This is a genomic window from Embleya scabrispora, from assembly GCF_002024165.1.
GTDB classification, from domain to species: Bacteria; Actinomycetota; Actinomycetes; order Streptomycetales; family Streptomycetaceae; genus Embleya; species Embleya scabrispora_A.
In genome coordinates this window covers 190235-207870 of the sequence record NZ_MWQN01000001.1, presented here as the reverse complement: position 1 = coordinate 207870, position 17636 = coordinate 190235, and the positions used below count along the sequence as shown (strand labels likewise).

At 73.3% G+C, this 17636-nt stretch carries 14 protein-coding genes; 10 read left to right on the top strand and 4 right to left on the bottom strand.

What is annotated here, in order from left to right:
* Window positions 1-370 precede the first annotated feature (370 nt).
* Window positions 371-1288 (top strand): SDR family NAD(P)-dependent oxidoreductase, encoded by a 918-nt coding sequence (locus B4N89_RS00940; protein ID WP_078979025.1) that lies wholly within the window; start codon window positions 371-373, stop codon window positions 1286-1288.
* A 50-nt stretch (window positions 1289-1338) separates the two neighbouring features.
* Here B4N89_RS00940 and B4N89_RS00935 read toward each other — a convergent pair whose 3' ends face one another.
* The 3 genes from B4N89_RS00935 to B4N89_RS00925 all read right to left on the bottom strand — a co-directional run bounded on the left by B4N89_RS00935 (window position 1339) and on the right by B4N89_RS00925 (window position 4594).
* Window positions 1339-2136 carry a sigma-70 family RNA polymerase sigma factor gene (locus B4N89_RS00935; protein ID WP_078973963.1) on the bottom strand — a complete coding sequence of 266 codons (798 nt, stop codon included), beginning with the start codon at window positions 2134-2136 and terminating at the stop codon, window positions 1339-1341.
* Window positions 2137-2476: 340 nt separating this feature from the next.
* Entirely contained in the window at window positions 2477-4132 is a 1656-nt protein-coding gene (locus tag B4N89_RS00930) for a phytoene desaturase family protein (protein WP_078973962.1), read from the bottom strand.
* Between the two features lie 144 nt (window positions 4133-4276).
* Window positions 4277-4594 carry a DUF2795 domain-containing protein gene (locus B4N89_RS00925; protein WP_078973961.1) on the bottom strand — a complete coding sequence of 106 codons (318 nt, stop codon included), beginning with the start codon at window positions 4592-4594 and terminating at the stop codon, window positions 4277-4279.
* 450 nt (window positions 4595-5044) lie between these two features.
* On the opposite strand from B4N89_RS00925, the gene B4N89_RS00920 reads away from it, so the two are divergent.
* The 9 genes from B4N89_RS00920 to B4N89_RS00885 are packed head-to-tail and all read left to right on the top strand — an operon-like array spanning window position 5045 to window position 15712.
* Window positions 5045-6052 (top strand): UDP-glucuronic acid decarboxylase family protein, encoded by a 1008-nt coding sequence (locus B4N89_RS00920; RefSeq protein ID WP_078973960.1) that lies wholly within the window; start codon window positions 5045-5047, stop codon window positions 6050-6052.
* A 58-nt stretch (window positions 6053-6110) separates the two neighbouring features.
* Entirely contained in the window at window positions 6111-7769 is a 1659-nt protein-coding gene (locus B4N89_RS00915; protein WP_078973959.1) for a carbamoyltransferase family protein, read from the top strand.
* Window positions 7766-9292: an HAD-IIIA family hydrolase gene (locus B4N89_RS52945; protein ID WP_321170669.1), complete on the top strand. Its 1527-nt coding sequence runs from the start codon at window positions 7766-7768 to the stop codon at window positions 9290-9292. Before B4N89_RS00915 ends, B4N89_RS52945 begins: the two co-directional genes overlap by 4 nt.
* Entirely contained in the window at window positions 9289-10323 is a 1035-nt protein-coding gene (locus B4N89_RS00905) for a glycosyltransferase family 9 protein (RefSeq protein WP_078973958.1), read from the top strand. Before B4N89_RS52945 ends, B4N89_RS00905 begins: the two co-directional genes overlap by 4 nt.
* Window positions 10320-11285 (top strand): glycosyltransferase, encoded by a 966-nt coding sequence (locus tag B4N89_RS00900; protein WP_078973957.1) that lies wholly within the window; start codon window positions 10320-10322, stop codon window positions 11283-11285. The genes B4N89_RS00905 and B4N89_RS00900 overlap by 4 nt, the downstream gene beginning before the upstream one ends.
* Window positions 11282-12499 carry a glycosyltransferase gene (locus B4N89_RS00895; protein ID WP_078973956.1) on the top strand — a complete coding sequence of 406 codons (1218 nt, stop codon included), beginning with the start codon at window positions 11282-11284 and terminating at the stop codon, window positions 12497-12499. The genes B4N89_RS00900 and B4N89_RS00895 overlap by 4 nt, the downstream gene beginning before the upstream one ends.
* A complete protein-coding gene (locus B4N89_RS47475; protein ID WP_101896961.1) occupies window positions 12496-13275 on the top strand; it encodes a D-sedoheptulose-7-phosphate isomerase in 780 nt (259 codons plus the stop codon). Before B4N89_RS00895 ends, B4N89_RS47475 begins: the two co-directional genes overlap by 4 nt.
* A 44-nt stretch (window positions 13276-13319) precedes the next feature.
* Entirely contained in the window at window positions 13320-14705 is a 1386-nt protein-coding gene (gene rfaE2 / locus B4N89_RS47470; protein WP_235618416.1) for a D-glycero-beta-D-manno-heptose 1-phosphate adenylyltransferase, read from the top strand.
* Window positions 14702-15712, top strand: a complete 1011-nt coding sequence (locus tag B4N89_RS00885) for a glycosyltransferase family 9 protein (RefSeq protein WP_078973954.1) — start codon at window positions 14702-14704, stop codon at window positions 15710-15712. Before rfaE2 ends, B4N89_RS00885 begins: the two co-directional genes overlap by 4 nt.
* Window positions 15713-15729: 17 nt before the next feature.
* Here B4N89_RS00885 and B4N89_RS00880 read toward each other — a convergent pair whose 3' ends face one another.
* The gene (locus B4N89_RS00880) at window positions 15730-16980 is read right to left on the bottom strand and encodes an MFS transporter (RefSeq protein ID WP_078979023.1); all 1251 of its coding nucleotides are present in this window, start codon (window positions 16978-16980) and stop codon (window positions 15730-15732) included.
* Window positions 16981-17636: the final 656 nt, after the last annotated feature.

The following is a 17636-nucleotide window of genomic DNA, read 5'->3' as shown; positions in this document are numbered from 1 at the left end:
CCCGGAGTGCAGACCCGGACGATGCATTCGTCCCGGAACGTGATCGGCCCGAAGCCGACTTCGTACACCAGACGCGATCCCGGCTGCGGCCATGAGTCGTCGGCCTCTTGGATGCGGCGGGTGCCCACCACCCATTCGGCGTAGCGCCGCGCATCGGCGAGCACTTCCCAGACCCGTGCCGGAGTCGCGTTGATCAGCTGCTGTCGTCGCGCCATGTTCGGCGACTACCCGCTTGCGGGCGCCCACACCCCGGACACGGGATTCGCGGGGGACGGCGGAACGGGAGTCGAACGGGACCGGAAGGGTATCCGCAGCGTTCACCGGGCCGTTTCGACCGGTACCTACGCGGATCCGGGCGGGAGTGGCGTCGATGCGGAACTGGGACGACAGGGTGGTGGCGCTCACCGGGGCGGGCTCGGGGCTCGGCCGGGCGTTGGCACTGGAATTCGCCCGACGCGGGGCCCGGCTGGCGCTGGCCGACGCCGACGAGGGGGCCTTGGCCGACACCGGTGAACGCGTCGCCGCCACCTGCGGACACCGACCACGTGCCACCGGCCTGGACGTGGCCGACCGTGACGCGGTGCGGGCGTGGGCGGACGAGACCGCGGCGCGCCTGGGCGGCGTCGATGTGGTGATCAACAACGCCGGAGTGGGCCTGGTCGCTCCTTTCGAGGAGACGAGCCTGGAGAACTTCGAATGGTTGATGCGCAGCAACTTCTGGGGGGTCGTGTACTGCTGCCGGGCGTTCCTCCCGCACCTGCACCGATCCTCCGCGGCGCACCTGGTCAACGTCGCGAGCGTGTTCGGCCTCATCGGGGTGCCGGCCATGAGCACCTATTGCGCCTCGAAGTACGCGGTCATGGGATTCACCGAGGCGTTGCGGCACGAGATGCGGCTGTCCCGGGCGAACGTGCGCGTGACGACGGTGCTGCCCGGTGGCATCCGTACCGGCTTCGCCGGTTCCGCCCGAAAGTCGGCGAGCGTGGACGGCGACGCGTTGACGAGCGTCAGCGCCCGTATCGCGCTCACCTCTCCGGAGCGTGCGGCGGCGGTGATCGCGGGCCGTCTCGGGCGGGGCCCGCGCCGGCTGCGGGTGGGCCCGGACGCGGTGCTGATCGATCTCGGGCGGCGGCTCCTCGGCGCGGGCGTGGAGCCGTTGGCGGAGCGCGTCGCGAAACGTCTGCTGCCGATGGGCTGGGATGTGCACCCTGAACCGGCCCGGCGAAACCGGCCGCGAACAAGCCCCGGACTCGGCGGCCCCGAAAGCGGCGGAACGGTCCCGCGATAGCCCGGCCGCGGTCGCTGCGACGGCCTCGGGCGCCGTGCGTGCGGTGGGGGTCAGGTGGTGGCGAGCATGCCGGCGCGCAGGGTGCTGAAGGCGCGGGTGAGCAGGCGCGAGACGTGCATCTGGGACAGGCCGAGGCGGTCGCCGATCTCGGACTGGGTGAGGTCGTCCCAGAAGCGGAGTTTGAGGATGCGGCGGTCGCGTTCGCCGAGTTCGGCGATCAGTGGGCGCAGCGATTCGCGGTCGACCACGAGGTCCAGGGCCGGGTCCGGGGCACCGTGCAGTTCGTGCCAGGAGCTTCGGCCGTCGCCCCGGTCGGTGCCGGGGGTGGTCGCGTCGAGGGAGTCGGTGCGCAGCGCCGCCCCGGCCTCCAGGCCGACGCGGACGGTGTCCTCGTCGGTGTCGAGCCGAGCGGCGAGTTCGGCGTGGTCGGGTTCGCGTCCGAGCCGGGCGGCGAGGTCGTCGCGGGCGCGGACGAGGCGCAGGTACTGCTCCTGTTCGCCTCTGCGGGCGTGCACGGCCCAGGTGTGGTCGCGGAAGTAGCGCTTCAGCTCGCCGGCGATGGTGGGTATGGCGTAGGCGAGGAACCCGGAGCCCCGGTCGGGGCGGTAGCCGTCGACGGCCTTGATCAATCCGATCGCGGCGACTTGGCGCAGGTCCTCGCGCAGGTCGGTGCGGCGGGTGTAGCGCGCGCAGGCGCTGGTGGCGAGGTTGAGGTTGTCCTGGACGATGGCGTTGCGCAGCGCGGCGTGCGCGCGGGTGCCGGCCTCCAGGGTGGCCAGGCGGGTGAGGTTGCGGTCGGTGGCGGCACGAAGACGGGTGATGTCGGGGTTGCCGGTGGCGGTGGTCATCGCGGGATGGGCCTCCGAACGGTGCGTGTGTCGGGCGCCGGGGCCCGGCGGGCGGTGGACGTCGGGTGGCGGCCCGGGGCGGGGCCATCCGCATCCCTTCCACCTCACGGCCCGTCCACACCCCGCGAGGGCGGGGCGTGGACGGCGTCCGACGCCACACGGCCGGCGAACGACGGCCCGCGCCGCGGGGCACCGCCGTACAGCGGGCCTCGCCACGTCGTGCCGCCCGCCGGTTGCGAACGCAAGGGACAATTACAGATAAACACAGGTGAACACCGACTTCTCGGTGACGTGGTGCGGCACGACGGACACACCGCCGATCCCGCGACCGCAGCCGGTCCTAGGGTCGCGGGCCGCTGAGCAGGCGCTGTGCGGCCGCCAGTCCGGGGGCGAGCAGGCGTCCGGACGCGGCGTGGTGGCCGCGCAGCGCCGCCCGGGCGGCGTTCGAGCCGCAGGCGCCGTGGACCCCGCCGCCGGGGTGTGCGGAGGACGAGGCCAGGTACAGGCGAGCCACCGGTGTCTCGGGCCGCCCGGTACCGGGCACCGGACGCAGCACCAGTTGCTGGGAGATCGCGGCCGTGCCGCCGTTGATCGCGCCGCCGACGAGGTTGGCGTCGAGCCGCTCCAGCGCGGGCGGGCCGAGTACGCGTCGGGCCAGGACGCGATCGCGGAATCCCGGGGCGAAGCGCTCCACCCGACGTTCGATCCGGTCCGCGTACGCGGCCGCGTCGCCCTCGTCCCACCGGCCGGTCAGGACCTCGCCGGAACCGGCTCGACCGTCCGCGCCGAGGTCGTCCACCACCCGCTGCGGCACATGCGAGTAGGCCCACGCGGATTCCGTGCCCGCCGGGGAGCGGGTCGCATCGGTCGTGGTCATCTGCCCCAGCAGGACGAACGGGTCCCGCGGCAGTCGACCGGACGCGACCTGCACCGCGAAGTCCGACAGTTCGGTCAGGTCCCCGGCCAGATGCACCGTCCCGGCTCGCGCGCTGTGCGGATCCGACCAGGGAATCGGCCCGCTCAACGCCCAGTCCACCTTGACGGTGGCCAGGTCCCACTGGAATCGGCGCATGTCGTCCCGCAACCGCGCCGGCAGCGCGTCCCACGCCACCAGACCCCCGTACAGCATGGGCGCGGGCACATCCGCCACAACCGCCCGCGTCGCCCGCACCGCGTCGCCGCCGGCGGTGACCACCCCCAACGCCCGGCCGCCGCGCACCACAACCTCGTCGACCCGTGTCCCGCACACCACCCGCCCGCCCAGCGATTCCAGCCGACACACGAGCGCCTCGGTCAACGCGCCCGCCCCGCCGACGGGGGCCGGCCACCCGAACCGCTGCCCCAGCATCGCCATCAACCAGCCGAACGCCGCACTCCCGGGCGCCTCGGGGGACAGGTCCGCATGCAGCGCACACCCCGCGAGCAGCATCGGCGCGCCCACATCGACGAACTCCTCCTCGCACAACCGCCGCACCGAAAGCGCCGCCATCCGCAGGAGCCGCAGCCCGCCTCCCGCGCGTACCCGCCCGACCAGGCCCAACCCCGCGCGCACGGGCGGGAACGGCGCGAACAACGCGTCCACCAGGTACGGATCCAGCCGATCCCACAGCCCCGACAAACGTGTCCAGGCCGCGGCGTCCGCCGCCCCGAAGTCGTCCGCGAGACCGTCCGCGGTGCCCTCGAATCCGCGCCGCAGCACCGCCGCCCGGCCGTCGGACAACGGATGGGACAACACCGTCGGGGCCTGTGCCCAGCGCAGACCCCACTCGTGCAGACCCAGCGCCCCGATCGCGGGCGACGCGACCGCCAACGGATGGAACGAACTGAACAGGTCGTTGACGAAGTCGGGACGCACACCCCGATCACTGCGCACCGCCCCGCCGGGCGTGTCCTGCGCCTCCAACACCACGACCCGCCAACCGGCGTCCGCGAGAACGTTGGCGGCGACCAGACCATTGGGCCCCGCCCCGATGACGACCGCGTCGGCGTCGGACATCGAACAGTCCTTCCTCGGACGGCAATGGGGACGGCAATGGGGACGGCACTGGGGACGGCACTGGGGACGGCATTCGAGACGGCGATCGGAGCGGCACTCGGAACGAGACTCGGGGCGGCACCGAGGCGGATCGGACACCGGCGGTCAGGTGCGGTGTTCCTCCGTGCCCAGCCCCAGCGCCCGGGCGACGTCCTGCATGTTCGCGTAGCGGGTGTCGTCGTCGGGCAGGCCCGTGGCGATCCGCACCAGATCGTCGGACGCGTTGTTGTCCCGAAGCGTGGCCAGCAGCGAGTCGCGCGTGGCCGGGTAGACGTCCCGGCCCAGATGACGGGCCAATTCGCTGCGCAGTTCCACATCCCCGGGCGTCATCCCGGGCGGCGTGCCGCCGACGCGAGCGCCATTGCCCGCGTCCGTGGAGTCGGCCGAAGTCTGCCGGGGTGCGTCGTCCGAATGCGTGGCCATGATCGTTGATCTCCTTGCCGATGGACGGTGGGTTCACCGCGCCGAGGCGGCTCCGCTCGTCTCGTCGATTCGCGGAGGCGAACGCACAGGCCGCTGCCCGGGACACGCGACTCGAAACCCGTGCCGAACGCCGCCGCACCCGAGCCACCGGCATCCCGCGTGTGCCGGCCGGGTCACGTCGACCCCGTCGTACCGTCCGGCTTGCGACACGCGCGATCCGGGGTCCGCCGGCCGACCCGAGCGATCGAACACACGCACGTCCGAGGGGTTCGCGTCGTTTGTCCAAGTTGCGACCGGGTACCGGCGACTCGTTCCCCCGCGCCGTCCACCGGAGGATTTGTCATGCCGTCCGAAGCAGTTCGGCGACGTTCGAGCCGGGATGATCGCACGTCCGAGCCGAACCCCGTCCACGCCCCCGCCGGCGCGGCCGGCCGGGAGCCGACCCCACCCATGGGCATTGCCGTCGACCCCACCGGCGAGCCGCCGGCGCACGGGCCCGCGCGCCGCTTCGCCCGGGCGGTCGTCACCGGAGGGGCCGGCTTCCTCGGTTCGCATCTGTGCGAGCGACTGCTGAACGACGGCGCGGAGGTGGTGTGCCTGGACAACTTCCTCACCGGGGCGCCGGCCAACGTCGCGCACCTGCTGCCCGATCCCGCGTTCCGGTTGGTCCGCTGTGACGTCAGCGAATTCGTGCACGTGCCCGGTGACGTGGACCTCGTGCTGCACTTCGCCTCGCCCGCGTCGCCGCTGGACTACCTGGAGTACCCGATCCACACGCTCAAGGTGGGCAGCCTGGGCACCCTGCACGCCCTGGGACTGGCCGGCGAGAAGAACGCCAGGTTCGTGCTGGCCTCGACCTCCGAGGTGTACGGCGACCCGCTGGTGCATCCGCAACCGGAGGACTACTGGGGCAACGTCAACCCGATCGGCCCACGAGGCGTCTACGACGAGGCCAAACGATTCTCCGAGGCCCTGGCGATGGCCTATCGCAACGCGCGCGGACTGGACGCGGCCATCGTGCGGATCTTCAACACCTACGGCCCCAGGATGCGTCCCGACGACGGTCGGGCGATTCCCGCGTTCACGTGTGCCGCGCTGCGCGGAGAGCCGCTGCGGGTACACGGGGACGGTTCCCAGACCCGTTCGATCTCCCACGTGGACGACACGGTGGCGGGGATCCTGGCGCTGGCGGCATCCGCGCACTCGGGTCCGGTCAACATCGGAAATCCGGACGAGATGAGCGTGTTGGAACTCGCTCGCCGCATTCTCGACCTCACCGGCTCGGACGCCGACATCGAGTTCGTCGAGCGTCCGGTCGACGATCCCACCACCCGCCGACCCGACATCACCCTGGCCCGCGAACTGCTGGGATGGGAGCCCCGCGTGCATTGGCGCGAGGGGTTGCGAACCACCATCGACTGGTTCGCGGCTCAACCGGGCATCCACGACGCGGCCTGAGCCCTTGGGGATTCGGCTCCGACGATGCCGCCCTTTCGCCTTCGAGTGGAGTTTCCGCATGCGCATTCTCGGACTCAACGCCATCTTCCACGACCCCGCCGCGGCATTGGTCGTGGATGGTGAAGTGGTCGCCGCGGCGGAGGAGGAGCGGTTTTCCCGGCGCAAGCACGGAAAGCGCCCGGTGCCGTTCTCGGCCTGGGAACTGCCCGAACTGTCCGCGCGCTGGTGCCTGGCCAAGGCCGGGCTTCGGGCCGACGAACTCGACGCCGTCACCTATTCGTTCGATCCGCGCCTGGCGATGCCGCAGGAGAGCCTGGGACTGAACGATCCCTGGGACGAGTTGCGGCAGACGTACGCCCGCGAGGCCCCCGACTTCGCCGCCGAGGCCCTTCCGGGTCTGGACCCCGGTGTGTTCCGCTACGTGCCCCACCACATCGCGCACGCCGCCTCGGCCGCCCTGGCCGCGCCCGTGCCCTACCGGGACGCGAGTGTGCTCGTCGCCGACGGGCGCGGGGAGGCCACCAGCCACCTGTCCGCGCGCTACCACGACGGCCGGCCGGAGGTCTTGGCCCGTACGTCGCTGCCGCACTCCCTGGGACTGTTCTACGAGGAGGTCACCGCGCACCTCGGCTTCCTCCGCTCCTGTGACGAGTTCAAGGTGATGGCACTGGCCTCCTACGGCAGACCGCGCTTCCTGAACGAACTGCGTACCGCCGTGCACTCCACGGGCGACGGATCGTTTCGGACCCTGCCGATCGACCTGGCCGCACTGGTCAAGGCCCGTCGACCCCACGAGGAGTGGACCCCGGAGCAGGCGGATCTGGCCGCTTCGGTCCAGGCCGTCACGGAGGAGGTCCTGCTCGATCTGGTGCGCTGGCTGCACGGGCGCACCGGCGACCGGCACCTGTCGATGGCCGGCGGCGTCGCGCTCAACTGCGTGGCCAATTCCCGGATCGCCGCCGAGGGGCCCTTCGAGCACATCTGGGTACAACCGGCCGCGGGCGACGCCGGTACCGCACTGGGCGGAGCACTCCACGTGGCGGAGGCCATGGGCGACCGCACCTCACCCATGGCCGGCGCCGACCTGGGGCGTTCCTGGGACGACGACGAACTGGAGGCGTGGCTGCTTCGGGCCCGGGTGCCGTACGCGCGCCCGGCCGATCTGGCGGCGGTGGTCGCGCAGGCGCTGGCGTCGGACAACGTGGTGGCGTGGTTCCAGGGCCGCAGCGAGTTCGGCCCCCGGGCGCTGGGCCATCGCAGTCTGCTCGCCCACCCCGGCCGTGCGGCCAACCTCGAACGCCTCAACGACGTCAAGGGCCGCGAGCAGTTCCGTCCGGTGGCGCCCATGGTGCTCGCCGAGCGGGCCGCCGAACTCTTCGAGGGCCCCATGCCCAGTCGCTACATGCTCTTCACGCACCGCGTCGCGGCGCACTGGCGCGAGCGGATTCCGGCGGTCGTGCACGTCGACGGCACCGCCCGCATCCAGACCGTCGAGGCCGCCGACCAGCCCCTGCTGGCCCGGATGCTCGGCATCTTCGAGCAGATCACCGGATTGCCCGTGGTGGTCAACACCAGCCTGAACACCGCGGGTCGCCCCATGGTCGACGATCCGCGCGACGCCTTGGAGTGCTTCGGGTCCGCCCCCGTGGATCTGCTGGCCCTGGGCCCCTTCGTGGTGCGTCGTCCGGCCATGGGCGACGGATCGGGGTCGGTGTGAGCATCGACGAGGCATCCGCACCCGCCCTCGCGTACGCGGTCGTCGTGCCGACGATGGGCCGCCCCGAACTCGACCGCTGCGTCGCGGCGTTGGCCGCCGCGACCGGCCCCGCGCCGGAGGTCGTCGTGGTGGTCGACGACCGCCCCGGGACGCCCGATCCGCTGCCCCTGCACGTGCCCCCCGAACTCGCCGCGCGGACCCTGGTGCTCGCTACCGGGGGAGGAGGGCCCGCGGGTGCGCGCAACATGGGATGGCGAGCGGTGCCGCCGGCAGTGGGCTGGATCGCGTTCCTGGACGACGACGTCGAGGTGAGCCCGACATGGCGCGCGGACCTGGTCGCCGATCTGCGTGCGGCCGGACCCGACGTGGGCGCGGTCCAGGGCCGGCTCGACGTGCCGTTGCCCCGCGACCGCCGGCCCACCGACTGGGAACGCGGCACGCGCGGCCTGGCGGACGCGGCGTGGGCCACCGCCGACATGGCCTATCGGCGGGACGTGCTGGTGGAGACCGGCGGTTTCGATCCCCGCTTCCGGCGAGCCTTCCGCGAGGACGCCGACCTGGCGCTGCGTAGCGAGGAGGCCGGGTGGATCCTCACCCGGGGCGACCGCCGGACCCGACACCCGGTGCGCCCCACCGATCGCTGGGTCAGCGTTCGCGTCCAGGCCGGCAACGCGGACGACGTGCTGATGACGCGGCTGCACGGCGGGGACTGGTACCGCCGGGCGGCCGCTCCCCGGGGCCGGCGCCGCCTGCACATGGCGCTGACCGCGCTGGCCGTGGTGGCGGGGGTCGCGGCGCCGGCCGGGCGCCGGCGCGTGGCGATCGCGGCGGCGGCGGGCTGGCTGGTGGGAACCGTCGAATTCGCCGCCGCGCGCATTCGGCCCGGACCTCGCGACCGACACGAGGTCACCACGATGATCGCCACGAGTGTGCTCATCCCCCCTGCGGCGACCGCGCACTGGCTGCGCGGGCAGTGGCGACACCGGGGCGTCGGGCCCACCGGCGTCCGTCCCAAGGCGGTGCTCTTCGACCGGGACGGCACGCTGGTGCGCGACGTGCCCTACAACGACCAACCCGACAAGGTGGAACCGATGCCGGGCGCGGTCGAGGCCGTGCGCATGCTGCGCGCCGCCGGTATCCGCACGGCCGTGGTCAGCAACCAGTCCGGAGTCGGCCGCGGCCTGATCTCCCCCGAGGCGCTGCGGCGGGTCAACGCCCGCGTCGACGCCGTCTTCGGTCCCTTCGAGGTGTGGGAGTGCTGCGTGCACCGGCCGGAGGACGACTGCCCGTGCCGCAAGCCCCGGCCGGGCCTGATCGAGGACGCGGCGCGGCGACTGGGGGTGCGGCCCGACGAATGTGTGGTGATCGGCGACATCGGCGCCGACGTGGCCGCGGCGCGGGCCGCGGGCGCCCGCAGCGTGCTGGTGCCCACCGACACCACGCGAGCCGGCGAACTGGCCGGGGCCCGGGTCGCCGGCGACCTGGGCGACGCGGTCCGGCTCGTGCTGCGAGGGCTGCGATGAGCGCCCCGCATGTACTGGCCGTGCGCCTGGACGCGATGGGCGACGTGCTCGTGTGCGGTCCCGCGATCCGGGCGCTGGCGGCGGGCGCGCGTACCGTGACCGCCCTGGTGGGCCCCGCCGGGTCGGGCGCCGCGAACCTCCTGCCGGGGGTCGACGCGGTGGTGGAGTGGGACGCGCCGTGGGTCGGCTTCGCTCCCGCGCCCGTCACCGCCGAGGCGGTGCGCGAGTTGATCGAGCACGTGGCCGGCCTGCGGGTGGACGAGGCGGTGGTGTTCACCTCTTTCCACCAATCGTCGCTGCCCACGGCCCTGTTGCTGCGCCTGGCGGGCGTCCGCAGGATCAGCGCGATCAGCAACGACTATCCCGGCTCGCTCCTCGACGCGCGCCACCGGGTCGACGAGCGGCGGCACGTCCCCGAGCCTCTGCGCGCCCTGGAGTTGGCCGCCGTCGCCGGATACCCGTTGCCGGCCGACGACGACGGCGCTCTCGCCGTGCGCCGACCGCTGCCGGATGTGCGGGCGCAGACCGGGGAGGGGCCCTACGTGGTGGTGCATCCGGTCGCCTCGGTGCCCGCGCGTTCCCCCTCGGTCCACACCTGGGGCCGCATCGTGCGCGCGCTGCGCGCGGCGGGGCACCGGGTCCTGGTCACCGGGTCGTCCGCCGACGCCCCGACGACCGCCCGGGTGGCCGAGCTCGGGGGAGCCGGCGACCTGGGCGGGCGTACCGACCTGCCCCGGCTCGCGGCGGTCCTGGCACAGGCCCGCGTGGTGATCGCCCCCAACACCGGCCCCGCGCACTTGGCCGCGGCCGTCGGCACCCCGGTGGTCAGCCTTTTCGCGCCGGTCGTGCCGGCCGAGCGGTGGGCCCCGTACGGAGTGCCGACCGTCGTGCTGGGCGATCGCAACGCCGCATGCGCCGGGACCAGGGCTCGGCACTGCCCCGTTCCCGGCCATCCGTGTCTGGAGTCGGTCGAGGCCGAGGACGTGGTGGTCGCCGTGGACGAACTGCTGGTGAAGGGAAGCGCACGATGAACATCCTGTTGTGGCACGTACACGGATCCTGGGCGACCACGTTCGTCCAGGGCGACCACCACTACGTGGTGCCGGTCCTGCCCGACCGCGGACCCGACGGCGTGGGCCGGGCGCGTACCTGGGACTGGCCGGCGAACGTGGTCGAGGTCGCTCCCGAGCGGTTGCGCGATCGACGAGTGGACGTGGTGGTGCTCCAACGCCCGCACGAATACGAGTTGGTGAAACGGTGGTTGGGGTCGACCCCGGGCGTGGACGTGCCCGCCGTCTACCTCGAACACAACGCGCCGGACGGCGACGTGCCGCTGACCCGCCACCCGATGGCCGACCGACCCAACCTGCCCATCGTGCACGTCACCCACTTCAACGCGCTCATGTGGGACTGCGGCGGCGGTTCCACCACCGTCGTCGAACACGGCATCCTGGACCCGGGAGCGCGGTGGACGGGAGAACTCCGCCGCTGCGGCGTGGTGGTGAACGAACCCGTGCGCCGCGGCAGATACACCGGCACCGACCTGTTGCCCGGGATCGCCGACGCGGCGCCGCTGGACGTGTTCGGCATGAAGGTCGAAGGGCTCGCCGCACACGTGGGTCTGCCCGAAGCACGCTGCCGTGCCCACGAGGACCTGCCCCAGGACCGGATGCACACCGAACTCGCGCGCCGGGCCGTGTACTTCCATCCGATGCGCTGGACCTCGCTGGGTTTGGCGCTGTTGGAGGCGATGCACCTGGCCATGCCCGTGGTCGTGGTGGCCGGCACCGAGGCCGCCCGCGCGGTGCCGCCCGGCGCCGGCGTGGTGAGCGCGTCCCCGGCCGAACTGCGCGAGGCGGTACGCCGCTACGCGAACGATCCGAGCGCCGCGCGCGACGCCGGCCTGGCCGCCCGGGAGAGCGTGCTGGCCCGTTACGGAGCGAGGCGCTTCCTTCAGGACTGGGACGCCGTACTGAAGGAGGTCGTGTCATGAGGATCGCCATGGTGTCCGAACACGCCAATCCGATGGCCGTCCTCGGCGGCGTGGACGCCGGTGGGCAGAACGTGCACGTGGCGGCGTTGTCCACGGCGCTCGCCCGACTGGGCCACCGGGTCAGTGTGTACACCCGCAGAGACAACAAGGACGCGCCCGCCACCAGCCGCCTGTGCCGGGGAGTCACGGTGACCCTCGTCGAGGCCGGGCCCGCCGAACCGATCCCCAAGGACGAACTGCTGCCCTTCATGGACGAGTTCGGCGACAAACTCGCCGACCGCTTCCTGCTGCGCCGGCCGGCGGTCGTGCACGGCCACTTCTGGATGTCGGGGCTCGCCGCGCTGCGCGGCGCACAACCGTGCGGCGTTCCGGTGGTCCAGACGTATCACGCGCTGGGCTCGGTCAAGCGGCGCCACCTCGGAGCCGGCGACTCCAGCCCCGCGGCGCGGATCGCCGCCGAGGTGACGGTCGGTCGCCGCGCCGCGCGCATCGTGGCCACGTGTACCGACGAGGTCTCGGAACTCGTGCGCATGGGTTTGGACCCGGACCGGATCAGCGTCGTGCCGTGCGGCGTGGACACCACCCACTTCGTGCCCCACGGACCGGTCGCTCGCCGCACCGAACGACCGCGGCTGTTGGTCGTGGGCCGACTGGTCGAACGCAAGGGCATCGACGCGGTCGTGCGGGCCCTGGCCGCGTTGCCGGACGCCGAACTGCTGATCGCGGGCGGTCCGCAGGAGGGGCCGGTGGAAGCCGATCCCCAGGTCCGGCACCTGATCGAGGTCGCGACCGAGGTCGGTGTGCGCGAGCGCGTCGACTTCCTCGGCAGCGTGGCCCGCGACGAACTGCCCGCTCTGCTGCGCAGCGCGGACGCGGTGGTGTGCGTGCCGTGGTACGAACCGTTCGGCATCGTTCCCCTGGAGGCCATGGCCTGCGGCACTCCCGTGGTGGCCGCCGCCGTCGGCGGACTGCGGGACACCGTCGTGGACGGCGTCAATGGATTGCTCGTGCCCCCGCGTGACGTCGAGGCGTTGACCCGGGCGCTGCGCGAACTCCTGGACCGGCCCGAGTGGGCAAGGGAGTTGGGCCGGGCCGGCGTGCGCCGGGCCGGGACGCGCTACTCCTGGGAACGGGTGGCCCGGGAGACCGCGGAGATCTATCGGAGCCTGATCGTCGAGGACGTTCCGGGTCGGAACAAGGTGGTGACGGGATGAGTACGCGCCGATGGCGACACGTCGTGCCGTCCGGCGGCGAGCGACGACACCGGGTCGGCGGCAGGGACGGTACGGCCGGGTCGGCCCGCGGGCAGCTTTCGGGCAACGATCGGCACGACTCGTCCGGCCGGCGGCGGGCGAGAGTCGCCGGCGGCGTGGACGCGCTGGCCCGCGAACACGTGGACGCCCTGGTGGGCGCCCTGCGCAATCCACTGTGCGATCCGGGCCGGGCCGCCCGGTGGGGGAACCGACTGGCACCGGAACTCGCCGCGGGCGCGCGGCTTTTGGTCGCGGGCAACGGAGGCAGCGCGGCCGAGGCGCAGCACCTGACCGCGGAATTGGTGGGGCGCTACCGCGACGAGCGCCGACCACTGTCCGCGCTGGCCCTGCACGCCGAGACCTCCAGCGTCACCGCCATCGTCAACGACTACGGCGCGGACGAGGTGTTCGCCCGGCAGATCGAGGCACACGGGCGCATCGGCGACACGGTGTTGTTGTTGTCCACGAGCGGATCGAGCACCAATGTCCTGTGCGCGGCCCGCCGCGCCCGCGCGCTCGGACTGCGTGTCTGGGCACTGACCGGCCCGGCGCCCAACGAGCTGGCCTCGCTGGCCGACGACGCGCTGTGCGTGGAGGCGGACAACACCGCCACGGTCCAGGAGGTCCATCTGTTGGCGGCCCACCTGCTGTGCGAGGGCATCGACGCGGTCCTGAGCGCCGGGGCGACACCCGGGCTTCGCACGCGTCTGGCACCCGTACGGGAGGCCCTGGCGTGAGCGGTACGAGGAAGGCGAACGGTGTGCGGCGGCCCCTTGTCGTCGTGGGTGACACCCTGCTGGACCGTGATCTGGTCGGCACCGCGAGGCGGCTGTGCCCGGACGCGCCGGCGCCGGTGCTGGACGACCCGATCGAGCACGTCCGCCCCGGAGGCGCGGGTCTCGCGGCGCTGCTGGCCGCCCGGGAGGGGCGTCCGGTGGTGCTGATCACGGCGCTGGGCGTGGGCGCCGAGGCGGACCTGCTGCGGACGTTGCTGCGGTCGCGGCTCGATGTGATCGAACTTCCGTGCCGGGGCCGACCGGCGGAGAAGTCCCGGGTGCTGGCGGGCGAGCGCTCCCTGCTGCGGCTGGATCGCCCCGCTCGGGGACCGATCGGCCCGCCCGGCCCGGACGCGCTCCAAGCGCTGGCGTCGGCCGCCGCGATCCTGGTCTCCGACTACGGCAACGGGGTCACCGCCGGTTCGGCGCTGCGCGCGGCGATCGCCGCTCGGGCGGGTCGCGTTCCGGTGGTGTGGGACCCCCATCCACGAGGCGGTGATCCGCTGCCGGATCTCACCCTGGTCACCCCCAACCGGGCGGAGGCCCTGCAGGCCGCGGGCATCGCCGTCGGGCACGACGACGCGGCGGACGCGATGCGGGTCGCCGCGGAGGCGGCCGCCGCGCTGTGTCGCACGTGGTCGGCGCGAGCGGTGTGCGTCACGCTCGGTTCCCGCGGCGCGCTGCTGTCGCGCGGCGCCGAGCCGTTTGTGGTGCCGGCGCCGCCGGTACGGGTGAACGATCCGTGCGGGGCGGGGGACCGCTTCGCCGTCTGCGTCACCGGCGGGCTCGCCGACGGGCGTGCGGTGCCCGAGGCGATCGCGGGGGCCGTGCGGGCGACGGCCGACTTCCTGGCCGCCGGCGGCGCGACGGAGGTCGCCCGCGACCTCGACGGAGGCGGTGGTCGAGGCGGTCGGCGCCGGGAGGACGAGTGCGGCGGGTCGGGATCGTCGCGCAGCGAACAGGTGCGCGCGGCCGGCGGAACCGTGGTGGCCACCGGTGGTTGTTTCGACCTGCTGCACGCCGGTCACATCCGAACCCTGCGCGCGGCGCGGGCCCTGGGGGACTGCCTGGTGGTCTGCCTGAACTCCGACGCGTCGGTGCGCTCGCTCAAGGGTCCCTCCCGCCCGTTCCACTCGGCCGAGGACCGCTCCGAGGTCTTGGCCGCGCTGGAGTGTGTCGACGAGGTGGTGGTGTTCGAGGAGGACACTCCGGAGGCGGTGATCGGCAGGCTTCGCCCGGACGTGTGGGTCAAGGGGGGTGACTACGCGGCCGACCGGTTGCCCGAGGCGGCGCTGGTCGCCTCCTATGGCGGTCAGGCCGTGACCGTTCCCTATCTGGCCGGCCGGTCCACCACGCGCATCGCCTCGGCCGCGGCGGACGCGGTCCGATGAGCGCCATCGGCTCCGTGCCGCGTCCCTCCGTGCTGGCCCTTCGAGCGCTGGGGCTGGGTGACTTCCTGGCCGGTGTACCGGCGTATCGGGCTCTGCGCCGGGCGTTTCCGGCGCACGAGGTGGTGTTGGCCGCGCCGCGGGTGTTGGCACCGCTGGTGCCGCTGACGGGGGCGATCGACGCGCTGGTGCCGGTGGGCGAGTTGCGACCGGTGCCGTGGCGGGGGGCGCCGCCGGATGTGGGGGTCGACCTGCACGGGTGTGGGCCCGCCAGCCACGATCTGGTGGCCGCGCTGTCGCCCCGCCGGCTCGTGGTCTTCGGCGGGGCCGGCGGCGGTGGATACCCCGGCCCGCGCTGGCGCGCGGACGAACACGAACGGGTCCGCTGGTGCCGCCTGTTGGCCGAGTCCGGGATACCCGCCGACCCGCACGACCTGATTCTGGCCACGCCGAACCACCCGCTCCCGCGTGCCCTGGTGGGCGCGAGCGTGGTGCATCCCGGGGCGGCGTCGCCCGCGCGCCGGTGGCCGCCGGAACGCTTCGCGGCGCTGGTCCGCGTGCTCGCGGACGACGGTCATCGGGTCGTGGTGACCGGTGGCGCGGACGACGACGCGAGGGTGGCCCTGGTCGCGGGTGCGGTGGGGACGGTCGCGGGGCGGACCGACCTCGCGCGGTTGGCCGCGCTGATCGCCGCCGCGCGCGTGGTCGTCAGTGGGGATACGGGCGTCGCGCATCTGGCGGCGGCGTTCGCCCGGCCCTCCGTGACCCTCTTCGGCCCCACCCCGCCGGCCCACTGGGGGCCGCCGGCCGACCCGCGGCATCGCGTCCTGTGGCCCGCGTCGGCCGAGTATCGCGGTGATCCGCACGGGCGGACGGTGGATCCGGTCCTGGCCGCGATCGAGGTCGAGGAGGTCGCCCGCGCCGTTCGGCGAGCCTTGGCCGGCCCTCCCGCATCGCCGTCCGTGCCCTGCCGTTCGTCGGACACCGGTGGGCGACGCGCCCTCTCGTGATCGACCGCGCGCCGAAGCTAGGGCGAAGTGGAGACGCGGGGCAGAGCGACGGTGCGGGCGGTGCGGGCCGTACGGCGGTCGTGGGCGAGTCCGGCGGCGGCGATCACGCCCGCGATCACCACGCCGCCCAGCACCAGCGCCCCTCGGGCGCCGGCGCATTGCAGGAGCAGACCCAGTGTCGGTGGTCCCAGCAACTGCCAGCCGGTGCCGACGGTGTTCCAGACACCCAGGACCCGCCCGCGCATGTGCTCCGGAGGGTCGGTTTGGAGGATGGCGGTGGTGGCGGTGTCCGAGATCGATTCCGCCAGTGCCATCGGCACCACGAGCAGGGCCAGGACGAACAGCGTCGGAGTGAGGCCGGCCGCGATCTGCAGCGCGCCGCCGGCGGCGGCGGTGAACGCGACCGTGCGCACGGAGGGCCGGCGCAGGCGACCCGCGAGAAGTGCCCCGAGGATGCCGCCGACGGCCAGCATGGTGGAGACGACGCCGAAGGCGCCGGGTCCGCCGCCGAGCGGACCGGTGACCAGAACCGCCAGCGTCAGGCCGTAGTTGCGGCCGAGCGTCGAGCCGAGCCCGGCGATCGCCGCCAGCGCGACCAGGCGCGGGCGACCGGCGAAGAAGGCCAGGCCTTCGCGGGCGGAGCCGGAGGCGGCGCTTCGGGCCGACCCTCGGCGGGGACGATCGCCCGGGGCTCGGACGGACTCGGGGCCGGGCTTCGGGACGTGGATCGGCTTGAGGAAGGGGACGATCGCGGACACGAAGAGGAACGACACACCGTTCGCGACGTAGGCGGCGCCCATGCCGAAGAAGGCGACCGTCACGCCCGCGAGCGCCGTGCCGGCAAGGCGGCCCACGCTGTGTACGACGGCGCCGAGGGCGATCGCGGACGGGACGTCCTCGCGAGGCACCAGGTCGTTGCCGAGCAGCGCACAGGCGGGGCCGTCCACGGTGGCGATCAGGCCGGTGAGCGCCGCCAGGATCAACAGGGCCGGCACGCTCAGCAGGCCGAACGTGAACAGGAGCGCGGTGCTGAAGGCGATCATGGCCAAGGCCGCCTGACTGACACCGGCGGTCCATTTGCGCGGCCACGCATCCACGGCGCGGCCGCCGACCACTCCGAACAACAATCCCGGCGCGGCCTGGACGGAGAGCGACAGGCCCGTGGCCGCGGCAGAGCCGGTGAGGTGCAGAACGAGCAGGTTCTGCACGGTCAGTTGCATCCAGGTGCCGAGGTTGGAAACCAGGTTGCCGAGAGACCACCAACGCATGGGGACGTGACGCAGGCAGCGCCAGGGAGAGCGGTCTCCGCGGCCGTGGCGGCGCCCGCCGGAGGCGGCGCCCACGGCGGTGGTGACGGTGGTCGTGATGGTGGCGGTCGTGCCGGTGGTACCGGTCGTGTCGGTCGTGTCGGTCGTGTCGGTCGTGCCAGTCGCGGTGTCGGTGTCTTGGAGAGTGCCGGCGAGCAAAAGAGGAACCCTGATCGGTCGTGTGAGGTAGCCGCCGACGCAGGTGACTTCCGTCCGGCCCGAGGGCGGACGGTTGCCGAGGGCGCGGTCGACCCGAACGAGGCGGGCCCCGACCGGGCGGACCGGCGTCGGTCGGGATCCTCGGTTTCTGACGGCGGCAGCGTTGACCGGACGCTGAACGCCGGGTACTCCGCCGAGGTGCCCGGCAAGTCTCACAAACCCGCATGGAGCACTCGCCGACGCAAACGCGCTCTTCCATGACACAGAGCAAAACTTGTCCGTTTTGCGTAGATATTCGGGGATGGAATGTGGCCATCGTCACAGATTGAGAGGAGTGGGTATGGGAAGAGCGTCCGCGCTCCGGCTCGCCGGGACACCGCATCAGGGCCCTGGATGCAGCCGCACCCGCACGGGCCGGCCACGTCCGCTCGGAAGGGCCTTGACGCGTCCGTGGCAGG

Excerpts from the sequence above, each read along its gene's own strand:
- B4N89_RS00905 (WP_078973958.1), top strand. The coding sequence starts at position 9,289 with ATGAGCGCCCCGCATGTACTGGCCGTGCGCCTGGACGCGATGGGCGAC.
- B4N89_RS00935 (WP_078973963.1), bottom strand. The coding sequence starts at position 2,136 with ATGACCACCGCCACCGGCAACCCCGACATCACCCGTCTTCGTGCCGCC.
- B4N89_RS00915 (WP_078973959.1), top strand. The coding sequence starts at position 6,111 with ATGCGCATTCTCGGACTCAACGCCATCTTCCACGACCCCGCCGCGGCA.
- B4N89_RS00880 (WP_078979023.1), bottom strand. The coding sequence starts at position 16,980 with ATGCGTTGGTGGTCTCTCGGCAACCTGGTTTCCAACCTCGGCACCTGG.
- B4N89_RS00920 (WP_078973960.1), top strand. The coding sequence starts at position 5,045 with ATGGGCATTGCCGTCGACCCCACCGGCGAGCCGCCGGCGCACGGGCCC.
- B4N89_RS00930 (WP_078973962.1), bottom strand. The coding sequence starts at position 4,132 with ATGTCCGACGCCGACGCGGTCGTCATCGGGGCGGGGCCCAATGGTCTG.
- B4N89_RS00900 (WP_078973957.1), top strand. The coding sequence starts at position 10,320 with ATGAACATCCTGTTGTGGCACGTACACGGATCCTGGGCGACCACGTTC.
- B4N89_RS00925 (WP_078973961.1), bottom strand. The coding sequence starts at position 4,594 with ATGGCCACGCATTCGGACGACGCACCCCGGCAGACTTCGGCCGACTCC.
- B4N89_RS00895 (WP_078973956.1), top strand. The coding sequence starts at position 11,282 with ATGAGGATCGCCATGGTGTCCGAACACGCCAATCCGATGGCCGTCCTC.
- B4N89_RS00885 (WP_078973954.1), top strand. The coding sequence starts at position 14,702 with ATGAGCGCCATCGGCTCCGTGCCGCGTCCCTCCGTGCTGGCCCTTCGA.
- B4N89_RS00940 (WP_078979025.1), top strand. The coding sequence starts at position 371 with ATGCGGAACTGGGACGACAGGGTGGTGGCGCTCACCGGGGCGGGCTCG.
- B4N89_RS47475 (WP_101896961.1), top strand. The coding sequence starts at position 12,496 with ATGAGTACGCGCCGATGGCGACACGTCGTGCCGTCCGGCGGCGAGCGA.